This window comes from Allokutzneria multivorans, from assembly GCF_039537405.1.
GTDB classification, from domain to species: Bacteria; Actinomycetota; Actinomycetes; order Mycobacteriales; family Pseudonocardiaceae; genus Allokutzneria; species Allokutzneria multivorans.
The window spans coordinates 144,216-169,247 of record NZ_BAABAL010000017.1 but is presented as its reverse complement, the minus strand read 5'-3'; the positions used below and the strand labels follow the sequence as shown (position 1 = coordinate 169,247).

Annotated in this window: 25 protein-coding genes and 1 tRNA gene; 13 read left to right on the top strand and 13 right to left on the bottom strand. The window is 70.0% G+C overall.

The features are described from left to right. Positions 1-99 precede the first annotated feature (99 nt). On the bottom strand, positions 100-1,974 hold the full coding sequence (gene ggt / locus ABD798_RS21900; protein WP_344877725.1) for a gamma-glutamyltransferase: 1,875 nt from the start codon (positions 1,972-1,974) through the stop codon (positions 100-102). 70 nt (positions 1,975-2,044) lie between these two features. Here ggt and ABD798_RS21895 point away from each other — a divergent pair, with 70 nt between their 5' ends. From ABD798_RS21895 to ABD798_RS21885, 3 genes are all read left to right on the top strand, one after another. Continuing rightward, positions 2,045-2,425 carry a hypothetical protein gene (locus ABD798_RS21895; RefSeq protein WP_344877723.1) on the top strand — a complete coding sequence of 127 codons (381 nt, stop codon included), beginning with the start codon at positions 2,045-2,047 and terminating at the stop codon, positions 2,423-2,425. Positions 2,426-2,518: 93 nt separating this feature from the next. Then, positions 2,519-3,568, top strand: coding sequence for a PLP-dependent cysteine synthase family protein (locus ABD798_RS21890; RefSeq protein ID WP_344877721.1), 1,050 nt, complete (start codon positions 2,519-2,521; stop codon positions 3,566-3,568). After that, positions 3,568-4,803: an MDR family MFS transporter gene (locus tag ABD798_RS21885; RefSeq protein ID WP_344877719.1), complete on the top strand. Its 1,236-nt coding sequence runs from the start codon at positions 3,568-3,570 to the stop codon at positions 4,801-4,803. Before ABD798_RS21890 ends, ABD798_RS21885 begins: the two co-directional genes overlap by 1 nt. Before the next feature lie 3 nt (positions 4,804-4,806). Here the strand turns inward: ABD798_RS21885 and ABD798_RS21880 are convergent, their stop codons facing one another. Next, entirely contained in the window at positions 4,807-5,154 is a 348-nt protein-coding gene (locus ABD798_RS21880) for a hypothetical protein (protein ID WP_344877717.1), read from the bottom strand. 143 nt (positions 5,155-5,297) lie between these two features. Between ABD798_RS21880 and ABD798_RS21875 the strand changes: the two genes are divergently transcribed. Together ABD798_RS21875 and ABD798_RS21870 are read left to right on the top strand one after the other, a co-directional pair. Next, positions 5,298-5,615, top strand: coding sequence for a hypothetical protein (locus ABD798_RS21875; RefSeq protein WP_344877715.1), 318 nt, complete (start codon positions 5,298-5,300; stop codon positions 5,613-5,615). Between the two features lie 74 nt (positions 5,616-5,689). Further along, a complete protein-coding gene (locus tag ABD798_RS21870; RefSeq protein ID WP_344877713.1) occupies positions 5,690-6,295 on the top strand; it encodes a TetR/AcrR family transcriptional regulator in 606 nt (201 codons plus the stop codon). Positions 6,296-6,300: 5 nt separating this feature from the next. Here the strand turns inward: ABD798_RS21870 and ABD798_RS21865 are convergent, their stop codons facing one another. Beyond that, positions 6,301-6,522, bottom strand: a complete 222-nt coding sequence (locus ABD798_RS21865) for a DUF3618 domain-containing protein (protein ID WP_030426645.1) — start codon at positions 6,520-6,522, stop codon at positions 6,301-6,303. A gap of 148 nt (positions 6,523-6,670) precedes the next feature. Between ABD798_RS21865 and ABD798_RS21860 the strand changes: the two genes are divergently transcribed. Together ABD798_RS21860 and ABD798_RS21855 are read left to right on the top strand one after the other, a co-directional pair. Further along, a tRNA-Leu gene (locus ABD798_RS21860) sits at positions 6,671-6,744 on the top strand. Between the two features lie 272 nt (positions 6,745-7,016). Then, positions 7,017-7,640, top strand: coding sequence for a hypothetical protein (locus ABD798_RS21855; RefSeq protein ID WP_344877709.1), 624 nt, complete (start codon positions 7,017-7,019; stop codon positions 7,638-7,640). An 89-nt stretch (positions 7,641-7,729) separates the two neighbouring features. On the opposite strand, the gene ABD798_RS21850 is transcribed toward ABD798_RS21855, so the two are convergent. Next, on the bottom strand, positions 7,730-9,064 hold the full coding sequence (locus ABD798_RS21850; RefSeq protein WP_344877707.1) for a DUF2786 domain-containing protein: 1,335 nt from the start codon (positions 9,062-9,064) through the stop codon (positions 7,730-7,732). A 268-nt stretch (positions 9,065-9,332) separates the two neighbouring features. Between ABD798_RS21850 and ABD798_RS21845 the strand changes: the two genes are divergently transcribed. After that, positions 9,333-9,977: a DedA family protein gene (locus ABD798_RS21845; protein WP_344878670.1), complete on the top strand. Its 645-nt coding sequence runs from the start codon at positions 9,333-9,335 to the stop codon at positions 9,975-9,977. Here the strand turns inward: ABD798_RS21845 and ABD798_RS21840 are convergent. From ABD798_RS21840 to ABD798_RS21805, 8 genes are all read right to left on the bottom strand, one after another. Continuing rightward, positions 9,962-10,606 (bottom strand): response regulator transcription factor, encoded by a 645-nt coding sequence (locus ABD798_RS21840; RefSeq protein ID WP_344877705.1) that lies wholly within the window; start codon positions 10,604-10,606, stop codon positions 9,962-9,964. The two genes, ABD798_RS21845 and ABD798_RS21840, sit on opposite strands and share 16 nt — an antisense overlap. Continuing rightward, positions 10,597-11,814, bottom strand: a complete 1,218-nt coding sequence (locus tag ABD798_RS21835; protein ID WP_344877703.1) for a sensor histidine kinase — start codon at positions 11,812-11,814, stop codon at positions 10,597-10,599. The genes ABD798_RS21840 and ABD798_RS21835 overlap by 10 nt, the downstream gene beginning before the upstream one ends. A gap of 9 nt (positions 11,815-11,823) precedes the next feature. After that, complete coding sequence (locus tag ABD798_RS21830; protein WP_425549257.1) at positions 11,824-12,459, bottom strand: response regulator; 636 nt, start codon at positions 12,457-12,459, stop codon at positions 11,824-11,826. Between the two features lie 41 nt (positions 12,460-12,500). Beyond that, entirely contained in the window at positions 12,501-13,640 is a 1,140-nt protein-coding gene (locus tag ABD798_RS21825; protein WP_344877699.1) for a sensor histidine kinase, read from the bottom strand. Positions 13,641-13,663: 23 nt separating this feature from the next. Beyond that, complete coding sequence (locus ABD798_RS21820) at positions 13,664-13,897, bottom strand: hypothetical protein (protein ID WP_344877697.1); 234 nt, start codon at positions 13,895-13,897, stop codon at positions 13,664-13,666. A 101-nt stretch (positions 13,898-13,998) separates the two neighbouring features. Continuing rightward, positions 13,999-14,766 carry an SDR family oxidoreductase gene (locus ABD798_RS21815; RefSeq protein ID WP_344877695.1) on the bottom strand — a complete coding sequence of 256 codons (768 nt, stop codon included), beginning with the start codon at positions 14,764-14,766 and terminating at the stop codon, positions 13,999-14,001. 333 nt (positions 14,767-15,099) lie between these two features. Then, positions 15,100-15,756: a response regulator transcription factor gene (locus ABD798_RS21810; RefSeq protein WP_344877693.1), complete on the bottom strand. Its 657-nt coding sequence runs from the start codon at positions 15,754-15,756 to the stop codon at positions 15,100-15,102. After that, positions 15,708-17,711 carry a sensor histidine kinase gene (locus ABD798_RS21805; protein WP_344877691.1) on the bottom strand — a complete coding sequence of 668 codons (2,004 nt, stop codon included), beginning with the start codon at positions 17,709-17,711 and terminating at the stop codon, positions 15,708-15,710. The genes ABD798_RS21810 and ABD798_RS21805 overlap by 49 nt, the downstream gene beginning before the upstream one ends. 194 nt (positions 17,712-17,905) lie before the next feature. Here ABD798_RS21805 and ABD798_RS21800 point away from each other — a divergent pair, with 194 nt between their 5' ends. The 3 genes from ABD798_RS21800 to ABD798_RS21790 are packed head-to-tail and all read left to right on the top strand — an operon-like array spanning position 17,906 to position 19,937. Next, on the top strand, positions 17,906-18,814 hold the full coding sequence (locus tag ABD798_RS21800) for an ABC transporter ATP-binding protein (protein WP_344877690.1): 909 nt from the start codon (positions 17,906-17,908) through the stop codon (positions 18,812-18,814). An 18-nt stretch (positions 18,815-18,832) separates the two neighbouring features. Then, positions 18,833-19,573 (top strand): ABC transporter permease, encoded by a 741-nt coding sequence (locus ABD798_RS21795; RefSeq protein ID WP_344877688.1) that lies wholly within the window; start codon positions 18,833-18,835, stop codon positions 19,571-19,573. A gap of 49 nt (positions 19,574-19,622) precedes the next feature. Continuing rightward, the gene (locus tag ABD798_RS21790) at positions 19,623-19,937 is read left to right on the top strand and encodes a nucleotide pyrophosphohydrolase (RefSeq protein ID WP_344877686.1); all 315 of its coding nucleotides are present in this window, start codon (positions 19,623-19,625) and stop codon (positions 19,935-19,937) included. A gap of 10 nt (positions 19,938-19,947) precedes the next feature. Here the strand turns inward: ABD798_RS21790 and ABD798_RS21785 are convergent, their stop codons facing one another. Continuing rightward, positions 19,948-21,114 (bottom strand): ROK family transcriptional regulator, encoded by a 1,167-nt coding sequence (locus tag ABD798_RS21785; RefSeq protein WP_344877684.1) that lies wholly within the window; start codon positions 21,112-21,114, stop codon positions 19,948-19,950. Positions 21,115-21,332: 218 nt separating this feature from the next. Between ABD798_RS21785 and ABD798_RS21780 the strand changes: the two genes are divergently transcribed. Continuing rightward, positions 21,333-22,709 carry an APC family permease gene (locus tag ABD798_RS21780; protein ID WP_344877682.1) on the top strand — a complete coding sequence of 459 codons (1,377 nt, stop codon included), beginning with the start codon at positions 21,333-21,335 and terminating at the stop codon, positions 22,707-22,709. A gap of 119 nt (positions 22,710-22,828) precedes the next feature. Continuing rightward, on the top strand, positions 22,829-25,030 hold the full coding sequence (locus tag ABD798_RS21775; protein ID WP_344877680.1) for a histidine kinase: 2,202 nt from the start codon (positions 22,829-22,831) through the stop codon (positions 25,028-25,030). Positions 25,031-25,032 lie beyond the last annotated feature (2 nt).

Sequence of the window (25,032 nt, the reverse complement as noted above, 5' to 3'; positions counted from 1 at the left end):
CGCCCGCGAAGGCGATCTGGGGGTGTTTTCAGGGTTCCCCCCTGCGGAGCCCGACGGGCCCCCGGAACCGGTCGTCCGGGGGCCCGTCGGGGTTGTCCGCTAGCGGATCGGGATGAGCGCGAGCGCGCTTCCCCCGCCGCGCCTGCTGGGCTCGGCGGCGAACTGGATGCGGCCGTTGCCGAGGAACTCCAGCGCGGCGACCGTGCCGATCTCCGGATTCGGCGCGAAGGTGGTCGGCGCCAGCGTGAACTGGTGCCCCTTCGCCTCCAGCAGGGAGCGCAGCCGGCCGTCCATGAAGCCCTTCTCCGCCTCGGTCTTGGCGGCGTTGCGCTGCGAGATCCGCGGCGCGAGAACGGCTTCCGGCAGCGACTTGCCGAGATCGAGCCGGTTCACCAGCGTCTGCAGCACGGTGGTGATGATCGTCGAGCCACCGGGCGAGCCGACCGCGAGCAGCGGCTTGCCGTTCTTGAGCACGATGGTCGGCGACATGCTGCTGCGCGGGCGCTTGCCCGCGGCGGGCGCGTTGGCGGGCAGCGGCTTGCCCGCGGCGGGCGGCTCGATGTCGAAGTCGGTCAGCTCGTTGTTGAGCAGGAACCCGCGCTTGGGCACGGTGATCCCGCTGCCGCCGGTCTGCTCGATGGTGAGCGTGTAGGACACCACGTTGCCCCAGCGGTCCGCCGTCACCAGGTGCGTGGTGGACGGGCCCTCGTAGGTCATCGGGGCGGCGGGCATCGGCGTCGCGCACGGCTGGCCGGGGACGATCTTCGTCGGGTCACCGGCGACCGCGGGGTGGCCCATCGTCTTGTCCTGCTTGATGGCGCAGGCCCGCTGCTTGGCGAACTCGTCGGAGAGCAGCCCCTGCACCGGGACGTTCACGAAGCCCGGGTCGCCGACCCACTTGTTGCGGTCGGCGTAGGCCAGCCGCGTGGCCTCCAGGTAGAGGTGCAGCGCCTCGGCCTCGTCCTTGGGCGTCTTGCCGGAGAGCCGGTAGTTCTCCAGGATGTTCAACGCCTCGCCGACGGTGGTGCCACCGGAGGACGGCGGGGCCATGCTGTAGACGTCCAGGCCCCGGTAGCCGATCTTGGTCGGCTTGCGCTCCTCCACCTCGTAGGCGGCGAGGTCGGCGGGCTTCATCAGGCCCGCGGGCACGGTCAGCCCGGCAGCGGGGTCCACCGGGGGCTTCTCCGACGTCCTGGCGACGTCGCGGCCCAGCTCGCCCTTGTAGAGCCAGTCGACGCCCTTGCGGCCGAGCTGCTCGTAGGTGTCGGCCAGGTCCGGGTTCTTCAGCTTCGAGCCGACCTCGGGCAGCTTGCCGCCCGGCAGGTACAGCTCGGCGGTCGCGGGGAAGGCGCGGAAACGCTTCTCGTTCAGCGCGGTCTGGCCGCGGAACTCCTCGTCGACGACGAAGCCCTTGCGGGCGATCTCGATGGCGGGACGCAGGTTCTGCCTGAGGTCCAGGCGGCCCCACTTGCGCAGCGCGCGGTCCCACGTCGCCGGGGTGCCGGGCACGCCGACGGAGAGGCCGGAGGTGACGGCCTGGTCGAAGGGCAGCACCTTGCCGGTCTTGGGGTCCACGAAGGAGTTCGGGCCCATGGCGGCGGGCGCCGTCTCACGGCCGTCGATCGTGTGCACCTGCTTGGTGCGGGCGTCGTAGTAGACGAAGAAGCCGCCGCCGCCGATGCCGGCCGAGTACGCCTCGGTGACACCCAGCGCGGCCGCCGCGGCGACGGCTGCGTCCACAGCCGTGCCACCCCTGGCGAGGGCTTCGATCCCCGCCTTGGTCGCATCGTGGTCGACGGTGGCCACGCCACCGCCGTAGCCGGTGGAGGTGGCGCGCTTGGCGCCGCCCGGCCATCCCATCCGGTCCTCGGGTGCCGCGGTCGCTGAGACCGGCGTGAGCACACCTGCCAGCACCGGGACCACGGCGAGGACAGCCAGACCGAGCCGGGTCCGCGCAGTTCTCGGGGTTGTCATCGCACATTCCTACACGCGGCTCCGGCAGATGGCATCCCCGTTCACATCACGAAGTGGGTACCCTGTGGCTGTGCGAAACGAGATGGCCACGCAGCGTGTCCGGATCCGTTTCTCGACTTTCTTCCTGCTCGCCATTTACGTGACGCTGCACCTGTCTGTGTGCTGCTCTTTCGAGTCCGGAACCCCGGCTCCCGTCGCGCACGCGTCGCATGGGCACTCGCACAACCTGCCGCCGTGCGATCCGCACGCGCATTCCTCGGATGACTTGCTGTGCACCGCTCTGCCGCGCGCGAAGGGCGAACCCGCGCCGCTGGCCGAACTGGCCGTCATCCTGCCCGCCTTCGGGCTCGTGACGTCTCCGGTTCCGCCACGGCGACGGCGGAACTCCTCCGGCAGATCAGTCCACAGTGGACGAGCAATTCTGCTGACCATTTGCGTGGCTCGGAACTGACAGTGCCACCGCCCCTTTCCGGGGACGGTCCACCGTCACATTCGCGCTCGGTCGCGCTTTCGCGCGCCCACAATCCCTTGAGGGACAACGCAGATGAACACCACCACGCAGGTCCGAACCGATCTGACCTCCGTCGTCGGCAACACCCCGGTGTTGTGGATCGACGAGCCGGGCGGCCACGGTTTCTGGGCGAAACTGGAGGGCAGCAATCCCGGCGGGATGAAGGACCGCCCGGCGCTGCACATGATCGGCAAGGCCAGGGAGCGCGGCGACCTCGCGCCCGGCTGCATGATCGTCGAGTCCACCAGCGGCACGCTCGGCCTCGGCCTCGCGCTGGCCGGGATCGCCTTCGACCACCCGGTCACCCTGGTCACCGACCCCGGGCTGGAGCCGATCATGCACCGCCTGCTCGCCGCGCACGGTGCGCGCGTGGAGCTGGTCCGGCGGCCGCACCCCACCGGCGGCTGGCAGGAGGCGCGCAGGCAGCGCGTCGCCGAACTGCTCGCCCGTTATCCCGGCTCCTACTGCCCCGACCAGTACAACAACCCCGACAACGTCGACGGCTACGCGTCGCTGGCGCACGAGCTGATCGCGCAGCTGGGCCGCGTGGACGCGCTCGTGTGCTCGGTCGGCACCGGCGGGCACTCCGCGGGCGTGTCCCGCGAGCTGCGCAAGCACTTCCCGCGGCTGCGCCTGATCGGCGTGGACACCATCGGCTCGACGATCTTCGGCCAACCCGCGCGGCCCCGGCTGATGCGCGGGCTCGGCTCCAGCATCTACCCCCGCAACGTCGCCTACGAGCACTTCGACGAGGTCCACTGGGTCGCGCCCGCCGAGGCCGTCCGGATGTGCCGCGAGCTCGCCGCGACCAGCTTCGCCACCGGCGGGTGGAGCGTGGGCGCGGTGTCACTGGTCGCGGGCTGGGTGGCTCGGACCTCAGCCCCTGACACGCGCGTCGCCGCCGTGTTTCCCGATGGGCCGCAACGGTATTACGACACCGTGTTCAACGATGAGTACTGCGAGGCGAACGGCCTGCTCGGCGCGTCCGTCGCGGAGAACCCGGACGAGGTGGCCAGCCCCACCGAGCGCGAGATCCACCGCTGGACCCGCTGCGCCGCCGTGACCGCCCCGGTGGGTGCGTGATGCGAGAAACCCTTGCGCAGTACCGGTCCTTCAACCGCCCCGCGCGGATGCTCGTGGTCAACCAGTTCACGATCAACGTCGCGTTCTACATGCTCATGCCGTACCTCGCCGCGCACCTGTCCGGCACGCTCGGGCTCGCGGGCTGGCTGGTCGGGCTCGTGCTCGGCGTTCGCAACCTCTCGCAGCAGGGCATGTTCCTGCTCGGCGGAGCGCTCGCCGACCGCTTCGGCTACAAACCGCTGATCGTCGCCGGGTGCACGCTGCGCACCGGGGGCTTCGCGCTGCTCGGGCTGGTCGACTCGCTGCCCGCGCTGATCATCGCCTCGTTCGCGACCGGGTTCGCCGGGGCGCTGTTCAACCCCGCCGTCCGCGCCTACCTGGCCGCCGACGCCGGAGAGCGCCGGGTGGAGGCGTTCGCGCTGTTCAACGTCTTCTACCAGGCGGGAATCCTGGTCGGTCCGCTGCTCGGGCTCGCGCTGACCGGTCTCGACTTCCGGCTCACCTGCCTCGTCGCCGCCGCAGTGTTCCTGGGGCTGACCATCGCCCAGGTCCGGGCCCTGCCCACGCACGAGGCGGCGAACGCGGACCGCGTCTCCTCGTGGCGGACCGTGCTGCGGAACCGGCAGTTCCTGCTGTTCTCCGCCGCGATGATCGGCTCCTACGTGCTGTCGTTCCAGGTCTACCTGCTGCTGCCGCTGCACGTGCGGAAGGTCAGTGGGAGCGAGCTCGGCGGCACCATCGGCGTCGGCGCGCTGTTCGCCATCTCCGCCGTCGTGGCGATCGTCGGCCAGGTCCGGATCACCGCGTGGTGCAAGCGAAAACTGTCACCCGGCCGCTGCCTCGTGCTCGGCATCGGCCTGATGACGGCGGCGTTCGCGGTCCTGCTCGGCGCGTCGCTGCTCGGCGTGGACCACGCGGGCTCCCCCGTCGCACTCGTCCCCGCGCTGCTGGCCGCGGCGGTGCTGACGGCAGGCACGATGGTCGGCTACCCGTTCGAGATGGACACGATCGTCTCGCTGTCGGGCAACCGCCAGGTCGCGACGCACTACGGCCTGTACAACACGATCTCCGGCATCGGGATCACCGTGGGCAACCTGCTCACCGGCGCCGCGCTGGACCTCGCTGAGGAGATCGGAGCGCCCTACCTACCCTGGTTGGCGCTGATGCTGACCGGAGCCGTGTGCACGCTCGCGGTCCACCTGCTCGACCGCTCGCGCGGACTGCAACCCGCCTGAGCCTCAGTCCCGGACGATCCGCACCGCCACCGCGCCGACCCCCGCGAGAGCCAGCAGGGCGAGGCCGATGGCGAGTGCGGGCGCCGGGGCTCCGCGCACGGGGCTCTCCGGCGGTGAAGCCAGCATCGCGCCGCCGGAGACCGTGTCGCCCCCGGCGTAGTACGGGTCGGCCGCCGAGGTCGGCTCGGCCGTCCTGGCCGTGGGCGGCGACGGGGCGGTGATCTGGCAGTCCTCCGGCGTCAGGCCCAGCGCGACGACGATGCCGCAGTCCGGCGCCTGCTCGGCGACCGCTGTGTGCTGAACGGAGAGGACGAGCGCGCACGCGACCAGCACTCCACCGAGAAACCGCACGGCAACCCTCCTCACCCGTGGTCGGACACCTGGTTTGTCCGATTGCGAACCGAATTCGTTACTGGCGGCCATCCGGGTGAAGCTCGCCCTGCGGAGACGCCGACCGTCTCCCACCATGGGAGCGAGCCCACGGGAGGCGCGGCATGGACAGCACACCGATCACGATCAACTACGTTCCCGACGGTGACGACTGGACCATCACGGTCAACGCGGGCGAGGAGAGCACCACCGCGCACGCCCCCGGCCTGATCGCGGCACGCGACAGCGCCGACCAGATCGTCGAGAAGATCGTCACCGGGAAGAAGCAGCGCACCGTCGTGCACCTGCTCAACGGCGACGCCTTCGCCTTCACCACCGCCTACCTGCACGCCCGCCACGGCATGACCTCCGGCGGCGCCCCGCCCGAGCAGCCCCCGGCCCCCGAGGCCGAGCCCGAGGAGTCCACGAGCGCGGCGGGCTGAGCACGGGGCTTCCCCCGGCGACCTAGGATTGGCGCGCGGGCACACGGGCCGCATCCGGTCGCAGGGGAGGCACGGTGGCCACAGCGCCCCAGTCGGAACAGCCCAGAACAGTTCAGCGGGGCAGACCCCGCGACGCCACCAGGGACGACGCACTGCGCAAGGCGACGCTGGAGGTCATGGCCGAGGTCGGCTACCGCGCACTGACCATGGACGCGGTCGCCGCGCGGGCCAGGGCGGGCAAGGCCACCATCTACCGCCGCTGGGAGTCCAAGCTCGAACTGGTCATCGACACCTGCCAGGAGCTGGTCAGCCGCGCCATCGCGCAACCGGACACCGGAACCGTCGCCGACGACCTGCGCGAGTTCCTGTCCACCTACGCCACCCTGCTCACCGGCCCCATCGGCAAGGCCGCGCAGGCACTCGTCGGCGAGCTGCCGCACGAACCCGAGCTCGCGGAGGCGTTCCGCGCGGGCTTCCTCAGCTCGCAGCGGAGGATCCTGCGCAGAATCCTCGAAGCGGGCACCGCGCGCGGTGAGATCCGCGAGGACGCCCCGCACGGCATCGTCGTCGAACTGGCCGGTGCGGCGCTCACCCACCGGCTGATGCTGATCGGTGAGCCCGCTGATCCGACCTACATCGACCGGCTCGTCGACGAGGCCCTGATGCCCCTGCTGCGCTGAACCGCCTAGCGGAACAGCTTGCGCACGAGGGTCAGCACCACAAGCACGCCCAGCCCGATCAGCGGAAGCTTGATCTTGGGGTCGTCCAGCTTGTGACGCACGGCGTCCGATCCGCTCTCCACGAACCGCTTCGGGTGCGCACGCACACTCAGCTGGTCCAACGTGGTGGCGAGCGCGTCTCGCGCCTGCTCGATCTCGCGCTCAATGGTGTCCGGGTCGCGGGCCACGGCTCCTCCTCGCTCACGACACACTCCGGCCCAACACGGTAGTCAGCACCGCGCGCAGGCCGGACACCGGCACGCCGAAAGTCGGCAAACCACGTTCCGACGCTGCCCGCGACGCCCTCCGGCACGGCCGATAGGCTGTGTCCCGCAGGGGGCCGTAGCCCAATTGGCAGAGGCACACGGTTTAGGTCCGTGCCAGTGTGGGTTCGAGTCCCACCGGCCCCACAGGTCATCCTCCAGCACGTCATCGCAGGTACCGCCGTACGGCGCGCGCTCAGCTGCAGTGCCACGCGCAACCCGGTACCGCCGCCGAGCGTCCTGACGAGTGCCGTCTACCGCAGGACGAGCGTCAGACGGTGATCCGGCCAAGGTGGGGAGACCGAGTTCATGACGACAGCGACCGCGTCCACTGCGAGAACCAGACCGGCCCGCCAGGCCCGAGCCCGAGATACCCAGCAGGCTCTCGTCATCACCGTCCCGCACTCGTCCCGCGTCGCATGACCCGCGAACGCTCCACCTCGCCGACGTGGCAGGTCGATGTGACCCGCCTCCCCGACGACGTCGCATCCCTCATCGACGCCCTGAGGCCCGGCGAGAACGTAGTCATCACCCAGGACGGCGAGCCGATCGCGACGATCTCCACCGCACGCGGCACGCCGGACGAAGCCTTCACCGAGCCCGGTTCTCCGGACGCGGAGGACGAGGAGGACGAAGTCACCATCGTCGCCACCGCGATGAAGTTGTCAGCCTCCGCTCGGGCCTTGCTGTCCGCCGAACTCGGCGCGGACTACATCGTGCTGGACATGCACAAGGCCCCGGCGACCGCCGAAGTCCTGCTCACGCCGCCGATCAGCCCGCAGTTGATCGGCGGCCTCCAGTCGAAGTTCCCGAAGGCCCGCGTCATCATCGCCGAGATCGAGGACGACGTCCTCGGGGTCAGCTACGAGGGTCCGATCCGCCGCCTGCTCGACGCGGGCGCCGAGACCTACCTGAGCTCGACCACGATCCCGAGGCTGGCCAAGCAGCTCGACCACGCCATAACCCACCGCCTCCAGATCGCCGGTGACACCACGGGACGCCTGGAGATCGACGCCTCCCAGGTTCGCCAACTCCCAGAGTGAAACGCACGCTGTGGGTTGTCCTCCTCTCTGTGGCTCGGAATCTCTGTGGCTCGGACTCTCTGCGGTTCGGACAGCCTCGGGGTCCGCGCTCAACGGAGCTGATCGCGTTCCAGGGTGAGGCGGGCTCGATCCGCGGCGGCGTGCCCGGCAGCCCAGCCGGTTGCGTCGCGCACGGTGAAACGCCGCGGTGTCAGTTGTGGGAACAGTTCGCCGAAGGTGCCGTCGATCGCCCGCTCGCGCGCGGCGAACACGGGGACGAGCTCACGGGACTCCGTGTCCTTGAGTTCGGTGACCGCGCGCAGTCGCTCGCCGATTCGCACGCCGTACGAGATCAAGAAGGCGTGGCGAAACGAGCGGGTCTTCGCCTGACCGGTCCGTTTTCCTGCGACCAGCATCTCCCTGTTGGCCTGCACCAGCAGCGAGGTCGACAGCAGTTCGGTGGTGTCGAGGTCGAACTGATCACCGATCAGCGTGAGGTAGCCCGGCTTCTCCGCGAGCACCGAACGACACCGGTTGGCAGTGGCGACCGCTGTGGCCAAATGCGCTTTCTCCGCCAGGTAGGGGCTTTCCAACCAGATCCGACGCACGGCCACGGCGGGTGTTGCGCGTGTCTCGGATTCCACCGCCGCACGGTCCAGCGCGTACCGGTTCATCAGCTCCTGTGCCTTGGCCGACAACGCCTCGGCCTCATCGGGGTAGTCGGTCGACTCGGCCTTGGCAAGCAGACCTCGAACCCGTGAGAGCACCTTCTCATCAACACCGGAACACGCTTGGCCGGCGTCCCGAACACTGCCGGGTGGCGGCAGGCTCGGCATGGTGGCCAGAGCGAAGGCGAGTTCACCGAGAACAGCGACCGCAGTGATGAGCGCGGTCATCTCGTCGTGGTCGTGCCGACGGGCCCACTGGCTCAGCAGCGGCTCCGCCAGGTCCCACCAGACAGTGGCTCCGATCTCCACCACCTGGTCCTGCCACCGCGGGTGCACGGTGGCCGAGGCATGACGTGCGTGCTCCGCCGCGACCACGTCGACCGCCAGCGATGCGGCCTCGTTCCCCACCCTGCGCCGGACGAACTGGAACACGTCGATCGGCAGCCATCCGCGCTGCCACGCCCGCTGGACCTCTTCCAGCAACACCTGGTCCAGGACGAGGTGCGCCCGCCGCAGACCGAGCGTCTGGCAGACGGAGTTCAGGTCGTCGATGAACGTCCTCGCTGCCAACGGTCCACTGTGCACAAGAACCTGGGCGGCGGTGCGGGCGAGTGATCGCAGCGTGTGCGACGACGCCTCGTCGCCCTTCCCCTCGCCCCGGCGGTCGTCGTCGACGTCCGCCATGTCCGAGGTGGTCCACGGCCAGGTGCGTCCGCCACGGTCGCGCGCTCGTTGCCGTGCCTCGGCCGCACGCTTCTCTCTGTTCAGTTTTCCCATCGATCAGTCCTTCGGCATCGGGTTCGGCCTCCAGTTCCGTGATCCGAGCGAGCCGAGAGCCGTCCGTTGCCCTCGGTCCTTGAGCGGAACCGGCTGTGTGATCCGTGCACAGCGATTCCGCCTCGGCCAGTCTGGGACGGTGCGGGGGCTCGGCGCACTGAGGTTTTCTTCAATCTTTTGCTGTGGTTCTCAACTCAGTTCTGGGTGGTCTTCCTCAGCGACTTCCCGCATCGGGCTTCCTAGCGTCGTAGGTGTGATCGACGAAGTCATGAACCTGGCAACCAGCACCGAGCCCGGCGGCATCACCGGCTGGGCCATCGGGCTGATGGAAGCGTTGGGAGGGCCCGGAGCGGGCCTCGCCATCGCACTGGAGAACCTGTTCCCCCCTCTCCCCAGCGAGGTGATCCTGCCGTTGGCGGGCTTCACCGCGAGCAAGGGGAGCCTCAGCCTCGTGGGCGCGATCCTGTGGACCACGCTCGGCTCCGTCGTCGGCGCACTGGTCCTGTACGCGGTCGGCGCGTTGCTCGGCCGGGAGCGCACCCGCGCCATCGCGGCGAAACTGCCTCTCGTGAAGGTCGCGGACATCGACCGCACCGAGGCGTGGTTCGCCCGGCACGGGGTGAAGGCGGTGTTCTTCGGCCGGATGATCCCGATCTTCCGCAGCTTCATCTCCGTTCCCGCGGGCGTGGAGCGGATGCGGATGTCGACCTTCCTGTTCTTCACCACGCTGGGAAGCCTGGTGTGGAACACCGCCTTCGTGCTCGCGGGCTACACCCTGGGGGAGAACTGGGGACTGGTCGAGCAGTACGCGGGCGTGCTGTCGAAGGGAGTGGCCGCGGCGGTCGTCCTGGTGGTGATCTGGTTCGTGGTGACGCGGGTGGCGAAGCGCAGGCGGGTTCAGGACCCGAGGTAGCGCAGGACCGCGAGCACGCGACGGCTGTACCCCGTGGTGTGCGAGAGGTCCAGCTTCTCGAAGATCGCGTTGACGTGCTTCTCCACGGCGCTCCGAGACACGTGCAGCTGTTCGGCGATGGTGTTGTTGGTGTGTCCCTGCGCCATCCTGTCGAGCACGTCGCGTTCCCGGATCGTCAAGCGCGCCAACGGATCGACGTGGCGGGTTCGGGACAGCAGCTGCCGGACCACCTCGGGATCGAAGGCGGCCCCGCCCTCGGCGACCCGTTGCAGCGCGTCAAGGAACTCGCCCACCTGGACCACCCGGTCCTTGAGCAAGTAACCGACGCCTTCGGAGTCGGTGCTGAGCAACTCGGTCGCGTACCGCTTCTCCACGTACTGCGACAGCACCAGAACACCCACCCCGGGCCAGGTGCGCCGGATCTCCAGCGCGGCACGCAGGCCCTCGTCCGTGTGCGTCGGTGGCATGCGGACGTCCACCACGACCACGTCCGGCTGCCGCTGGCGCACCTGGGCGAGCAGTTCGGTCGCGTCACCGACCGCGGCCAGTACCTCGTGGCCCTCCTCGGCCAGCAGGCGAACCAGGCCTTCCCGCAGCAGCGCCGAGTCCTCGGCGAGGATCACGCGCACGGCAGCATCACCCGCAGCTCCGTCGGCCCGCCCTCGGGGCTGCTCAGCACGAACTCGCCGTCGAGAGCGGCGACCCGACCGGCGAGGCCGCTCAGCCCCCGCCCGGCCGGATCGGCACCACCACGCCCGTCGTCACGGACCACGACCACGATCTGCTCCCCCACTCGTCCAACGGAGACCTCGACAGAGGAGGCACCCGAATGCTTCACCGCGTTGGTCACCGCCTCGAACACGACGAAGTACACGACGGCCTCGACCGGAGCGGCGAGGCGTTCCTCCAGCCGGTAGCGCAGCTCCACCGGGACCTCGGAGCGCTCGGCGAGCGCGGCGAGGACGTCGGCGAGGCCCAGGTTGTCGAGAGTGCTCGGGTACACCCGCCACGCCACCTCACGCAGGTCGGTCAACGCCTGCTGCGACTCCTCGTGCGCCTGGCGCAGCAAATCCTGAGCCTTGTCCGGGTCCGTCCCCCTGCGCACCCTGCCCAGCAGCATGCCGAGCGCGACGAGGCGCTGCTGGATGCCGTCGTGCAGGTCCCGCTCGATCCTGCGACGCTCGTCATTGACGGCCTTCACCACCTCAGCCCGGCTCACCGAGAGCTGGGTGACCCTGCGCTGCAACACCTCGATCGCGCTCGGCCCGAGCAGGTGGCGCAGCAACCAGCGTTCGACGGACGCCTGCGCGAAGGTGAACAGGGCCGTGGCGTAGAGGCCGATCAGCCCGAGGGCCGTCAGCGCGACCATGTAGACACCGGAGCGAGCGTCGTCCGGGTTGGCCTGGACGGCCCAGCCCCGCGTGCCCTCCAGCGGAGAACCCGGCGGAACGTAGATGTACACGAGCAGAAAGCTGACGCCGTACCAGATTCCGACGAGGACGACCAAGCCTCCGAGCAGGCCGAGCGGAGCGCGTGCGGCGAGGTACCGCAACGCACGGCGCCCGTCGTTGTCCCGCCCGGGTTCAGCGCCGCACCACCGCACGAGGCGTCGGCGTTCCACCCAGAGCAGCGCACACGCCTGGGCGAACACCATGCTGGTGGACGCTCGGCGCAGCGTCGGCCAGACGAGTCCGGGCGCGGACACGAGGCCCGCCCACAGCAGAAACCCGATGTCCACCAAGGCCATCGGCAGTCCGAGCAGAACGCCGATGGTGACCGGTCCCCACCCGCGAAGTCCCTCGGGCCGTGTCCTCCGCCCGACCGAATCAGCCCCCACAGGGCGAGGCTAACCGAGCCCGGGGTCCCCTGCTTCTCCGGCGGCGAGGCCATGTCGGTACGCGTAGCGGACCGCGTCCGCACGATTGCGGGCGCCGATTTTCGCGAACGCGTTGTTGATGTGCGTCTTCACCGTGGTCTCGCCGATGTAGAGCTTCTTCGCGATCTCACCGTTGCTGAGCCCGGTCGCGATGAGGGCGAGCACCTCGGTCTCTCGCGGGGTCAGGCCGTCCGCGGGCCGCCGGATCGCCGCGGCCTCGGTGTCACCGGCGAACGCGGCGACCAAGCGCTGGGAGATCGCTGTGTCGAAAGTGGACTGTCCGGCGGTGACCGAGCTAAGTGCGGCGGCGATCTCGGCGCGACCGGCGTCCTTGGTCAGGTAGCCACGTGCGCCCGCGCTCAGGGCCGAGGCGATCGACTCGTCGTCGTCATAGGTCGTGAGCACCAGCACCGCGACCCGGGGATGCCGTTCCACGATGCGGCGCGTCGCCTCCGCGCCGCTCATGACCGGCATCCGCAGGTCCATCAGCACGACGTCCGCGGCAACCTCGTCGAGCAGTTCCACCGCTTCGCGGCCGTTGCTCGCGGCGCCCACCACCTCGACCTCGGGAAGGAGGTCCAGCAATGCCACCAGCCCCTCGCGCATGACCTGCTGGTCGTCGGTGACGATCACGCGGATCGGCTCGTTCACCCCGGAACCTCCACAATCACCGACCAACCGCCGTCCTCGGTCGGCGCAGTGGTGAGACTGCCACCGACCAGGGCGACCCGCTCGCGCATCCCGGTGAGGCCGTAGCCCTCGGCCTCCTCGCCGGTGTTCGGGACTCGCTCCGGTGGTGCGTTGCGGACCTCGACCTGAACGTCCGCGGCGTTGTACCTCAAGGTGATCGTGACGGGTGCGCCTGGAGCGTGCTTGGCCGCGTTGGTCAACGCCTCGCGCACGGTGCCCAGCAGGCACACCGTGGCGGCTGAGGGAAGCGGGCGCGGTTCGCCTTCAGAGGTCACCTCGACATCCACTCCGTGGTCGGAATGGTGTGACTCGGCGAGCGAGGTCACCGCCTCGGCGAGAGGCACCACGTCGGCGCGGAGGGCGGCCACCGCTCGACGGGCTTCGGCGAGGCCTTCGGCGGCCAACCGGCGCGATCGCCGGACCCGCTCCACCGCGCCGTCGACGTCGCCCTTGTCGATCAGCAGGACCTCGGCCACTTCCAGCTGAACGCCAAGGGCGCCAAGGGAATGCGCGAGGACGTCGTGCAACTCCCTCGCGATGCGCGTGCGTTCGTCCAGCGCGGCGGCGCGAGCCTGTTCCCGCTGGGCCAGGCGGGTCTGCTCAAGCAGCTGGCGGGAGTGCGCGGCCTGCATCTGGTGGTGGCGCGGGTGCAGTCCGAGCAAGGTGACGAAGACGCAGAGGGCCACGGCACCGAGCACGAGGCTCAGCGGCCGGTCCAGAAGCACGCAGCTGGCGGTCGCGGCCAGGGCGTCCAGCGCGGTGGTCGCCCCGATCACCGTGACGGTCACGCTCGGCAGCATGGCCATTCGCCCGAGCACCACCGCCAGCATGATCATCGCCGTGCCGTCCGGGCTCGCGCCGACGACGAGCGCGGGCAGCAACGACGCGAGCACCAGCAACCCCAGGGAGGTGCGCGGCAACCGAGACGCCGACAGCAACCAGAGGACCCAGCACGCGAGGCTCGCCAGGTAGACCAGCAGCAGCCAGGTGGGGGCCGGAACCGCCGTGACGACGGTGGCGGTCAGCACCACCGTGCCCAGCACCTGGACCACGAGCCAGCTCGGCGCGAGCCGGTCGGCCACCCGTGTTCCGGCCATTCCCCGTTCCTTCCCGGACTCGGTCAGCGAGAACGCGGGTCGTCGAGGCGGTCGAGCACCACCTTGGCCACCGTTCCCTTGAGCCCAGTGTCCTGGCTCCTGCGCTGGAGCACCGGCCCGACGACGTTCTTCGCCTGTCCGAGCAGTCCCAGCTTCTTCACCACCACCAGGACGACGATGCCCAGGATCACCAGCCCGACGACGACCGCCGCGATGATTCCCACGCGCAGCAGGTAGAACTCCATGATGTGTTCCACGTTCTCCCCTTTCTCCGATGAGGGGAACGCTAGGTCGCCGACCAGGGGCGACCAGACCTCCCGAGGGTGGAGGCGCGGGTGGAGATCCGGCGCGACGGGTTCTAGACCGCTGAGGGCGCCAGCACCTCGAACCCGGCGTCGACGCGGATGATCTGGCCGGTCACCGCAGCGAACCCGTCGTCGAGGACGAGTCCGACCACTCGGGCGATGTCGTCCGGCTCCATCACGCGGCGGAGCACCGACCTGCTCGCGAGGTGGTCGCGGTAGGCCGGGGACAACACGTCGGTGGTGGCCTCGGTGGCGACGGCCGCGGGAGCGACGGCGTTCACCGTGATGCCCGCTCGTCCCGCATCGGCGGCGACGTTGCGCATCAACGCCTCCAGCGCGGTCTTGGCGGTGCCGTGGGCGAGCAGGGCCGGCGCGGCCTTGCCGGTGACGCTGCTGGAGATGTACACGATCCGACCGCGACCGCGGTCCTTCATCGAGGGGAGCACCCGCTGGGTGATGTGAAAGGCACAGGCCAGTTCGCCGCCCACCTTGTCCAGGAACACCTGCCACGGCAGCGACCGGATGTCCGCGAACGGCGGTTGGATGTTGGCGTTGCACACCAGCGCGTCGATCCGGCCGGTGGTGCCGAGCACCGCCTCCACCATGGCGTTCACCTGGTCAGCGTCCCGAACGTCGGCGGCGATCGCCTCGGCGGTGCCACCGGCGTCGGCGATGGCGCGCACGGTGGACTCGGCCGACTCGGCGTCGCTGCGGTAGTTGACCACCACGTGGTGGCCACGGGAACCGAGGTCGCGGGCGATGGCGGCCCCGATCCCCCGGCTGGCGCCGGTGACCAGGGCGACCGGGCGGGAGTCGGTCATGCGGTTCCTCCAGTGCTGTTCGCGGATCAGTGCTGCACGGCTAGTTCCAGGCCGGATCGGTGCTGCGTGGTTCGGTGCACAGCGGTTCAGTGCACGGCGGCTCAGTGCTGAGCGGTTCGGTGCGCAGGGCGTCAGTGCTGAGCGGTTCAGTGCAGGGTGGTTCAGTGCACAGCGGGTCAGTGCTGGGCGGTTCAGTACACAGCGGATCGGTACTGGGCGGTTCAGTACACAGCGGATCGGTACTGGGCGGCTCAGTACACAGCGGATCGGTACTGGGCGGCTCAGTTCTGTGCGGTAAGTGCGGGTAGGTGCGCGGCGGATCGTGCTGGCGGATCAGTGCGGGGCGGTGCCGTTCAGGTAGGCGAGCACGGCGAGGACGCGGCGGTTGTCGTCGTCGGAGGGCGCGAGGCCGAGCTTGGTGAAGATGCTCGCGGTGTGCTTGCCGATGGCGCCTTCGCTGATGAACAGCCGCTGCGCGATGGCGGCGTTGGAGCGGCCCTCGGCCATCTGCTCCAGCACCTCCCGCTCGCGCTCGGTCAGCTTGCCGAGAGGTTCGTCACGGGCGTTGCTGGCCAACAACTTCGAGATGACCTCGGGGTCCATCACCGTGCCTCCACCGGCGACGCGGCGGACGGCGTCGACGAACTGGTCGGCGTTGAACACGCGGTCCTTCAACAGGTAGCCGATGGCGCCCGTGCCGTCGGCGAGCAGCTCCCTGGCGTAGAGCTGCTCCACGTGCTGGGACAGCACCAGCACGGGCAGGCCGGGCACCTCGCGGCGGGCGGACAGCGCCGCCTGGAGGCCCTCGTCGGTGAAGGTCGGCGGGAGCCGGACGTCGACGACGGCCACGTCCGGCCGGTGCTCGGTGAGCGCGTGCTGGAGCTCGGGACCGCTCTCCACCGCCGCCACGATCTCGAAACCGTGTGCCTGCAACAGGTGTGTCAGACCGTCTCGGAGGAGGTAGAGGTCTTCGGCGAGGACAACGCGCACGGCAACTCCATGATCACCTTGGTCGGCCCGCCCACCGGGCTGTCGACGGTGAACGTACCGTCGAAGGTCGCGAACCTGCGTTCGATGCCGCGCAGACCACTGCCGTTGACCGGGTCCGCTCCCCCGCGCCCGTCGTCGGTGGCGACGATCCGGAGGCGTTCGCCGTCGTGCTCCAGGTGGATCGCGAGGTGGTTGGCCTCGGCGTGCTTGGTGGCGTTGGCGAGCACCTCGGACACACCGAAGTAGGCGGCGGACTCCACGGGTGCCTCAGGCCGTCCGGGGAGCGAGCCGGTGACCTCGACGTCGAGGGCGCTGTCCAGGGCGAGCGCGCGGACGGCGTCGACGAGGCCGCGTTCGGCGAGCACCGGTGGGTGGATGCCGCGCACGAGGTCGCGGAGTTCCCGCAGGGCGACCGAGGACACCTCGCGGACCTGGGCGACGAGCGCCTTGGCTGCGGCGGGGTCGCGGTCGATGAGCACCTCGGCGGCGCCGAGCTTCAGGCCCATCGCGACGAGGCGGGCCTGTGCTCCGTCGTGCAGGTCGCGCTCGATGCGGCGCAGCTCGGCGGCCTGGGCGTCGGAGGCCTCGGCGCGAGACTCGGTCAGGGTCTGCACGCGCTTGGCGAGCAGAGCCGCCTGGGTGGGCGCGAGCAGGTACTTGTTCCACTTGGCGTAGATCAGCAGCAGGCGCGGCGTGATGACGAACGCGAGCACGGTCAGCAGCACGCCGAACACCAGCTCGAAGACGCCGGGCAGCGGGCCGAGCAGCGTCGCCTTCGGCAGCAGCAGGTCGGTGAGGGTGTAGCCGGGTTTCGGTGCCTTGTCGAAGAAGTAGGCGAGCAGCGGCTCCCAGAACCACGGGACCACCCAGCCGAAGGTGCCGATGCACGCCAGGACCGCGGGCAGGAACGGCAGCAGGCTCACCACGGTGTTGAGCAGCATCCAGGCGAGGTCGCGCCAGGTGGCCCGGTCGGTCATCACCCACTTCCACCGCTCGTGCCGGATTACCGGGCCAGCGGTGCGGTACAGGTGGCGCGCGGCCTGGAACTTGCCGTCCGGGCGAGGGCGGGGCAGCGGGGGCTCGGGCAGGTAGGGATCCGCGATCTCTTCGCCGAGCAACTCTTTCACCCGGGCGCGGGCCAAGTTGGGCAGCGTGCGAGAAGCCTCGACCAGGGGCGGCCACACGAGGGGCTGCATCCCGGTGAACTGGCTGACGACGAACACGATGAGGTTCGCCAGGAACAACAGGAAGCCCAGCACGCCGAACGCGGCGACGGCGGCGCCGTACCCGATGGTGCGCAGCCGGTCGCCCAGCCACACGCGCGGTCGGGACTTCGCGCCACGCTCGCGCCGAACCTTGAGCAGCAGGCGGTTCCACTTGCCCTGCGCGGTCAGCAGACGCGGCGCGGAGAGCACGCCGAGCACCATGAGCGCCAGGCCGATCAGCGGGGCGAACCCCAGGGGAACGCCCGCGTACCAAGCGATTCCGAACGGCTGCCACGGCGCGATGAGGCCGAACAGGCCGTAGCCGAGCGCGGCGACGGGCAGCAGGCCGAGGACGGTGCCGACGATCCCGTTGGCCAGCATCCACAGGTGGTCGCGCCACGTAGCGGGGTCCTCGCCGATCCAGGTGAACCGCTTCTGGTAGTTCGGCCACCACCCGTGCTTGAACAGCTGGTCGCCGTCGCGGTACCACCCGTCCGCCTCGGGCCGCACGGGTTCCGGCGCTGGGCGGTACGGATCTGGGATGTCCACTGTGGACCACCGGCCGGAGAGGCGGCGCGCGAGCCTCGGCAGGAAACGGGTTCCCTCGACCACGGGCATGTGGGTGAAGACCAGTCCGACGAAGACCGGGGCGAGCGCGACCACCAGGAGCAGCCCTCCGAGCAGTCCCGCGATCGCGAGTCCCGCGAAGGCAACGCTCCGCGCCATCGCGACGGAATACCTGCGCACCATGGCCTGCTCCTGACAACTCGGTGGAACGACGCGATCAGTCTGCGGTGCCGCGCCCGGCGGACGCATTCCGCCGAGGGCCCCGAAGGGGGTGGTGCTAGGCCCACCCCCACTCGGGAGTCAGACGGATTCTGACCGGACCCCCGCGTCCCTAGCGTTCTCCCCGTCACCGCAGCACAGTCGGAAAGGCGGGCGAGATGCCGGTCATCGAGGTCACCAACCTGCACAAGCGCTACCCCGGCAAGGTCGCCGTGCACGACGTCTCCTTCAGCGTCGACGAGGGCGAGATCTTCGGGATCCTCGGCCCGAACGGGGCGGGCAAGACCACCACCGTGGAGTCCGTGATCGGGCTGCGCAAGCCCGACGGCGGCACGATCTCCGTGCTGGGCATGGACCCGGTCCGCGACCGCGACCGGGTGCGCACCCGGGTCGGCGTGCAGCTCCAGCAGAGCGAACTGCCGGAACGGATGAAGGTGCGCGAGGCGCTGTCGCTCTACAGCTCCTTCTACCCCGATCCGCTCGACTGGCGGGAGCTGGCCGATCAGCTGGGCATCGCGGACAAGCTCGGCACCGAGTTCCGCAAGCTCTCCGGCGGCCAGAAGCAGCGGCTGTCCATCGCGCTCGCGCTGGTCGGCAACCCCGAGGTGGCCGTGCTCGACGAGCTGACCACCGGACTCGACCCGCAGGCCCGCAGGGACACCTGGGAGGTGGTCCAGCGGGTGCGCGACCGCGGCGTCACGGTCCTGCTGGTCACGCACTTCATGGAGGAGGCCGAGTTCCTCTGCGACCGCCTCTCGCTGATCGACGACGGACGCGTGGTCGCCACCGACAGCCCCACCGGCCTGATCGCACGGGTGGACAGCGGGACGCGGCTGCGCTTCCGGGTCACCGGACCGTTCGACGAAGCGGTGCTGACCGACCTGCCGTGCGTGACCGGGGTGCGCAGGACCGGCCCCCAGGTGCAGGTCGCGGGCACCGGCGAACTGCTGCCGCACGTCACCGCGGCGCTGGCTGCGGCCGGTATCACCCCGGCGGACATGCGCACCGAGCACACCACCCTCGACGACGCCTTCTTGGCGCTGACCGGCCGCAAGCTGGCCGGCTGAGACACGGGAGAGATGACGATGAACCGCCTTGCCCGCATCACCGCCGCCGAACTCCGGCTCTTCCTGCGGGAACCGATGACGGTCGTCTTCGGCATCGCGCTGCCGCCGCTGCTGTTGGTGATCTTCGGATCGATCCCGTCCTTCGCAGCGCCCGATCCGGACCTCGGCGGGCAACGCTTCATCGAGGTGTACGCGCCCGCGCTGATCGCGACCTCGCTCGCGATGCTGGCGCTCAGCTCGCTGCCCACGATCCTGGCTTCCTACCGGGAGAAGGGCGTGCTGCGCAGGCTGGCCACCACGCCGGTGCGGCCCGGTTTCCTGCTGACCGCGCAGGTGGTGACGCACCTGCTGATGGCGCTGCTGTCGGTCGTCCTGCTGCTCGCCATCGGAGCGATCTGGTTCGACCTGGCGCTGCCCGCGAACGCGCTCGGTTTCGTGCTCGCACTGGTGCTGGCCATCACCGCCGTGTTCGCGATCGGCCTGCTCATCGCCGCGCTCGCCACGTCGGGGCGCTTGGCGTCCGGGATCGGCTCGCTGCTGTTCTTCCCGGTCGCGTTCCTCGCGGGCCTGTGGACCCCCGGCCCGACCATGCCGGAGTTCCTGCGCAACATCGCCTCGTTCAGCCCGCTCGGCGCGGGCAGCCAGGCGATCAAGGCGGCGTGGGCGGGTGGCTGGCCGCAGCCGCTGCACCTGCTGGTGATGCTGGGCTTCACCGCGATCGCGGGGTTCGCGGCGGCGCGCTGGTTCCGCTGGGAGTAACACCGGACCGGTCGGAGCGGTGAGCCGGGCAGCTGTCTACCTTGATGGCATGTCCGAGCTCGCCGCTCTTTCCGCGCGTCTGCGCGCCTTCGCCGCCGCCAGGCAGTGGGAACCGTTCCACACCCCGAAGAACCTCGCGATGGCGTTGGCCGGGGAGGCGGGTGAGGTGGTCGCCGAACTCCAGTGGCTCAGCGACGCCGAGATCACCGAGGGCCTCGCCGACGGACCGCTGAAGCAGCGCCTGGCCGACGAGTCCGCCGACGTGTTCCTCTACCTGATGCAGTTGGCGGACGCGAGCGGGATCGACCTGCTCGCCGCCGCGCACGCGAAGATGGACCGCAACGAAGTGCGCTTCCCGGCCTGATCAGCCCTGATCAGATCGCGCCGAAGTGGCGGTCGAACACCAGCCGTTGCGCGTTTTCGAGCCCGACCGCGACCGCGCCGGAGAGCACGGCCTCCTCGCCCAGCTCTCCCTCGACGATGCGCGGCGTCAGCGGCGTGAAGCCCCGTAGCGCGCGGTTGAGGGGCTCCAGCAACAGGTCACCATTGCGACCGACACCGCCGCTGAGCACCACCAGCTCGGGGTCGATCACCGCGGACACCGACGCCACGCCGTACGCGAGCCGGACCCCGATCAGCTCGACCGCGCGCAACGCCTTGCTGTCACCGGCACGCGCGGCGTCGAAGACCTCGCGGGCGCTCTCGGGCTCCTCCATGCCGAACGCCACGGCCAGCTCGACGACCGAGCGCGCGGCGGAGACGCGTTCGAGCATGCCGCCGGGCGGCGGGGAGAGTTCGCCGGAGAGCAGCGTCGCCTCGTCGAAGTGCCCGTAGGGCAGGTAGCCGATCTCCCCCGCCGCGCCGTTCGCGCCCCGGAAGAGCTTGCCGTCCACCACGATGCCCATGCCGAGCCCGGTGCCGACGGTGATCAGCACGAAGGAGTTCGCGCCGCGCGCCGCGCCCAGCTGCCGCTCGCCGAGCGCGGCGAGGTTGGCGTCGTTCTCCACCACCAGGCCCGCGCCCAGTTCGGCTTCGAGCTCGTCGAGCAGGCCCTTGCGCCCCCAGCCCGGCAGGTTCGGCGCGTGCTGGAGCGCACGGTTGCCGCGATCGGGCACACCGGGACTGCCGACGACCTTCGCGACCACGTCCTCCAGCGTGCGGTCGGCGCTCTCCAACAGCTGCTCGGCGAGCTTGCGCACGGTGCGCACGAGCGAGCTGGCGGAGCGGCAGCGGTTGCGCTCGTCGCTGCTGGCGATCTGCGCGCCGCTGAGGTCGACGACGCTGAGCCTGATGCGTTCCCGGCCGATGTCGACGGCCAGCACGTGCCCCGCCGTGGGGTCGGCCTCGTAGACGACGGCGGAGCGCCCGGGGCCCGCCGAGGTCCGGCCGACCGCGCGGACGAGCCCGGCCTCCTCCAGCCCGAGCAGGGCCTGGCCGACGGTGGGCTTGGACAGCCCGGTGTCCTTCGCGATCCGCGGCCGGGTGGCGGAGCCGTTCTGGCGCAGCCGCTCCAGCACGGCGCGCTGGTTGAGCGTGCGCATGCTCGACGGGGTGCCGAGGGGTGGCGTCAAGAGGCGACCTGCCTTCGTCCGAGAACCACGGGAGTCTATTCAGCGCACCGCACGAGCGGAGGATTCCCTTCACCAACAGCCTATGTTAAGAAGTCTTCCAAAATAGGCCCAGGAGGTTCGTCGTGGCAGGTGTCTCCCCACCGTCGTCCGGATCTCCGGAGGCGGGGTTCGAGCGCAGGATCGGTCTATTGCAGGCCACCGGCATCAACATGACCCAGATGTGCGGGATCGGCCCCTTCATCACGATCCCGGGCATGATCGCCGCGATGAACGGGCCGCAGGCCATGTTCGGCTGGCTGATCGGCGCGGTGATCGTGCTCGCCGACGGGCTGGTCTGGGCTGAGCTCGGCGCGGCCATGCCGGGAGCCGGTGGCACCTACCTCTACCTGCGCGAAGCGTTCCAGTACCGGACCGGGCGGCTGATGCCGTTCCTGTTCACCTGGACGGCGATGCTGTTCATCCCGTTGATCATGTCGACGGGCGTGATCGGCCTCGTCACGTATTTGGGGTACCTGGTGCCCGGCCTCGTGGACGCGGACGGGGCGGCGACGTTCACCGGGCACGCCGTCGGCATCGGCGTGGTGGCGCTGGTCGTGCTGCTGCTCTACCGCAGGATCGGCGAGATCACCCGGCTCACCACGGTGCTGTTCGGCGTGATGCTGGTGTCGGTGTTCGCGGTGATCATCGCGGCGTACTCGAACTGGCACGCGGAGCTGGCGTTCACCTTCACCCCGGGCGCGTTCTCGCTGGACGGCGGCTCGTTCTGGCTCGGCCTCGGCGCGGGCCTGATGATCGCCATCTACGACTACCTCGGCTACAACACCAGCGCCTACCTGGGGGCGGAGATCCGCGACCCCGGCAGGAACATCCCGCGCTCCATCGTGCTGTCGATCCTGGGGATCATGGCGCTGTACTTCGTGCTCCAGGTCGGCATCCTCGGCGTGCTGCCGTGGGAGGAGGCCGCCAAGCCCGGCCCGATCGCCTCCACCGTCGTCGAGCACAACTGGGGCACCACCGCCGCGCAGATCCTGACCGCGCTCGTCGTGGTGACCGCGTTCGCGTCGGTCTTCGCCGGGCTGCTCGGCGGCTCCCGGGTGCCGTACAACGCGGCCAAGGACGGTGTGTTCCTGTCCTGGTTCGGCAAGCTGCACCCGCGCCTGAACTTCCCGCACACCGGCCTGCTGGCGATGGGGGTGATCACGGCGGCCGGTTCGCTGCTGGACCTGGCCACGGTGATCGCCATGCTGACCGCCGTGTTCGTGCTGGTGCAGTCGATCGCGCAGGTGCTCGCGCTGGTCGTGCTGCGCAGGCGGCAGCCGGACCTGGCGCGGCCGTACCGCCAGTGGCTCTACCCGGTGCCGTGCGTCATCGCGCTGCTGGGCTGGGGCTTCGTGTACGTCCACTCCGGACAGCAGGAGATCCCCGGGACCGGGATCAACCAGTTCATGCTGTCCCTCGGATGGGTGGGGCTCGGCGTGGTCGCGTTCCTCGTCTGGGCACGTCGCGAGCGGTCGTGGCCCTTCGGCCCCAAGGAGATCCGCGAGGAGTTCCTGGCCGAGCCGTGACTTTGTCCCGCCCTGATCGGGACACCTGCTCCCGTGACCGGGCGGGGCTTCACCGGCACACTGAGCGGGTGGCGGGCAGCGCTTTCTGGTCGAGGTTCCCTCGCAGGACCGTGCCGCTCGTGACGGCGTCCCTGGTGCTGCTCGTGCTCAGCGTGCTCTGCTTCTGGACCCGCGCCGCCGCGCCGTCGGACGGCACGATCGTCAACGTCGGCGACATGGCCTTCGCCGACGGCGAGGTCGTCGTCCGGCAGGTCGTCCCGGGCAGCCCGCTGCGGGTGGGCGATGTGGTCGTCTCCCTGGGTGGACGCGTGCTCGCGGACCAGATCCGCCCCGGCGCGATCCCCGCCGAGGTGGGTGATCGGCTGCCCTACGTCGTGCTGCGCGACGGAGCGTTGGTGCCGGTCGAGGTCGAGCTCCAGCCGTACCCGGTGCTGTCCGCGCTCGCGAACCAGTGGCCGATGGTGCTGCTGATCTCGATCATCGTCAGCGTCGCGCTGTTCATCTTCGCCAACCGGCCGCGCGACCCCGCCGCCCGCGCGTCACTGATGATCGCGATGACGTCGTTGTTCTGCACCTCGGGCAGCGGCTACTTCAAGTTGGAGGCGTTGGACCTCGTCTCCGGCGTCCAGTTCTGGCGCTGGTACCTCGCGCAGGTCGGTTTCGCGCTGTTGTGGGGCTCGATACTGCACTTCGCGCTGTCCTTCCCCACTGCGCTGGCTTCGCGGCACCGCAAGCTCTGGGTGGCGTTGTCCTACCTCGGTCCCGCGCTGCTCTACCTGGTCGACGTCCTGCCACGGTTGCCGTGGGCGACGACCGCGCTCGCGCGCTGGGAACTCGTCGGAGCGCCCGTGCGACTGCTCGTCTTCGTCTACCCCGCGCTCGTTTTCGTGATGCTGGTGTACCGGTACCGCACGTGCGAGGACACGCTCGCGCAGCAACGGTTGCGCTGGCTCGCGGCCACGTTGGGCGGAGCGTCCTTGCTCTACCTGGTGTTCTGGGTGGCGCCGGAGATGCTGTGGGACACGTTGTTGCTCCCGCGCGAGTTCTACCCCGTTGTCTTCATGCCCGCGCCGTTGGCGCTCGCGGCGGCCGTGCTGCGCTATCACGCACTCAACATCGAAGTGGTCGTCAGCCGCTCGTTGGCCTACGCGTTGCTTTCCGCGTGCGTAGGTGTCGGCTACGCGGTCATTGTCAGCATCCTGTCCACGACGCTGCCACGGCTGAACAGCTTGTGGCAGCAGGCAATTGCCGCAGGTGTGGCCGCAGCGCTGACCTTGCCGCTGCGTGACCGCGTGCACGCGGTCATCAACCAGCGTCTGTTCGGCGCACGCCAAGACCCGTACCGCGTGGTGTCCGTGCTCTCCGATCGCCTTCAAGGCACGAAAACACCCAAAGAGACCGTGCAAGCCGTTGTGGAGACAGTCGGCCAGGCACTGCGCCTGCCGTACGCGGCGATCGAGCTACGCCGCGGTGAGGGCTTCGAGCAGGTGGCAGCCTTTGGTACACCGGTGGGCCTGTTGACGCGTCTTCCCTTGAGCTACCAAGGAGAAGTGCTCGGTGACCTGGTGGTGGCGGGAGGCCCGCGCGAACGCTTCAACCGCAAGGACCGGGCTGCGCTCGCGGACATCGCGCGGCACGCCGGGGCGATCGTGCACACCGCGCGGCTGACCACGGACCTCGCGCGCAGCCGTGCGGAGATCGTGCAGGCGCGTGAAGAGGAACGGCGACGACTGCTGCACGACCTGCACGACGGAGTCGGCCCCACGCTCGCGGCGGCAACGCTCGGTCTCCAGGCGTCGCGGCGCCTGCTGACCACGAATCCGCCTGCGGCCAAGGACATGCTGCACAGGCTCGAAGACGACCTGCAGAACGCGATCGGCGAGATCCGCCGCGTCGCCAACGAGTTGCGCCCGCCCGTGCTGGACCAGCTGGGCCTGGTGACGGCCGTGCGCGAGCACGCCAACACCATCGCCGGGCGGCTCGGGCCGTTGAGCGTGGAGATGGACCTGCCGGAAGAGCTGCCCGCGCTGCCCGCGGCCGTGGAGGTCGCGGCCTACCGGATCGTGTGCGAGGCGCTGACCAACGTCGCGCGGCATTCGAAGGCGAAGCGCTGCGCGGTCCGGCTCGGCCTGGACGGCGGGCTCACGCTGGAGATCTCCGACGACGGGGTCGGACTGCCCGCCCGGTACCGGGACGGCGTGGGACTGCACTCGATGCGCGAACGCGCGGTCGAGCTCGGGGGAAGTTGCACCGTGGAGTCGGCGGCAGGGCGCGGGACCCGCGTGCTCGCCCGCCTGCCGTTGCCAGAAGGGGGACACTGAGG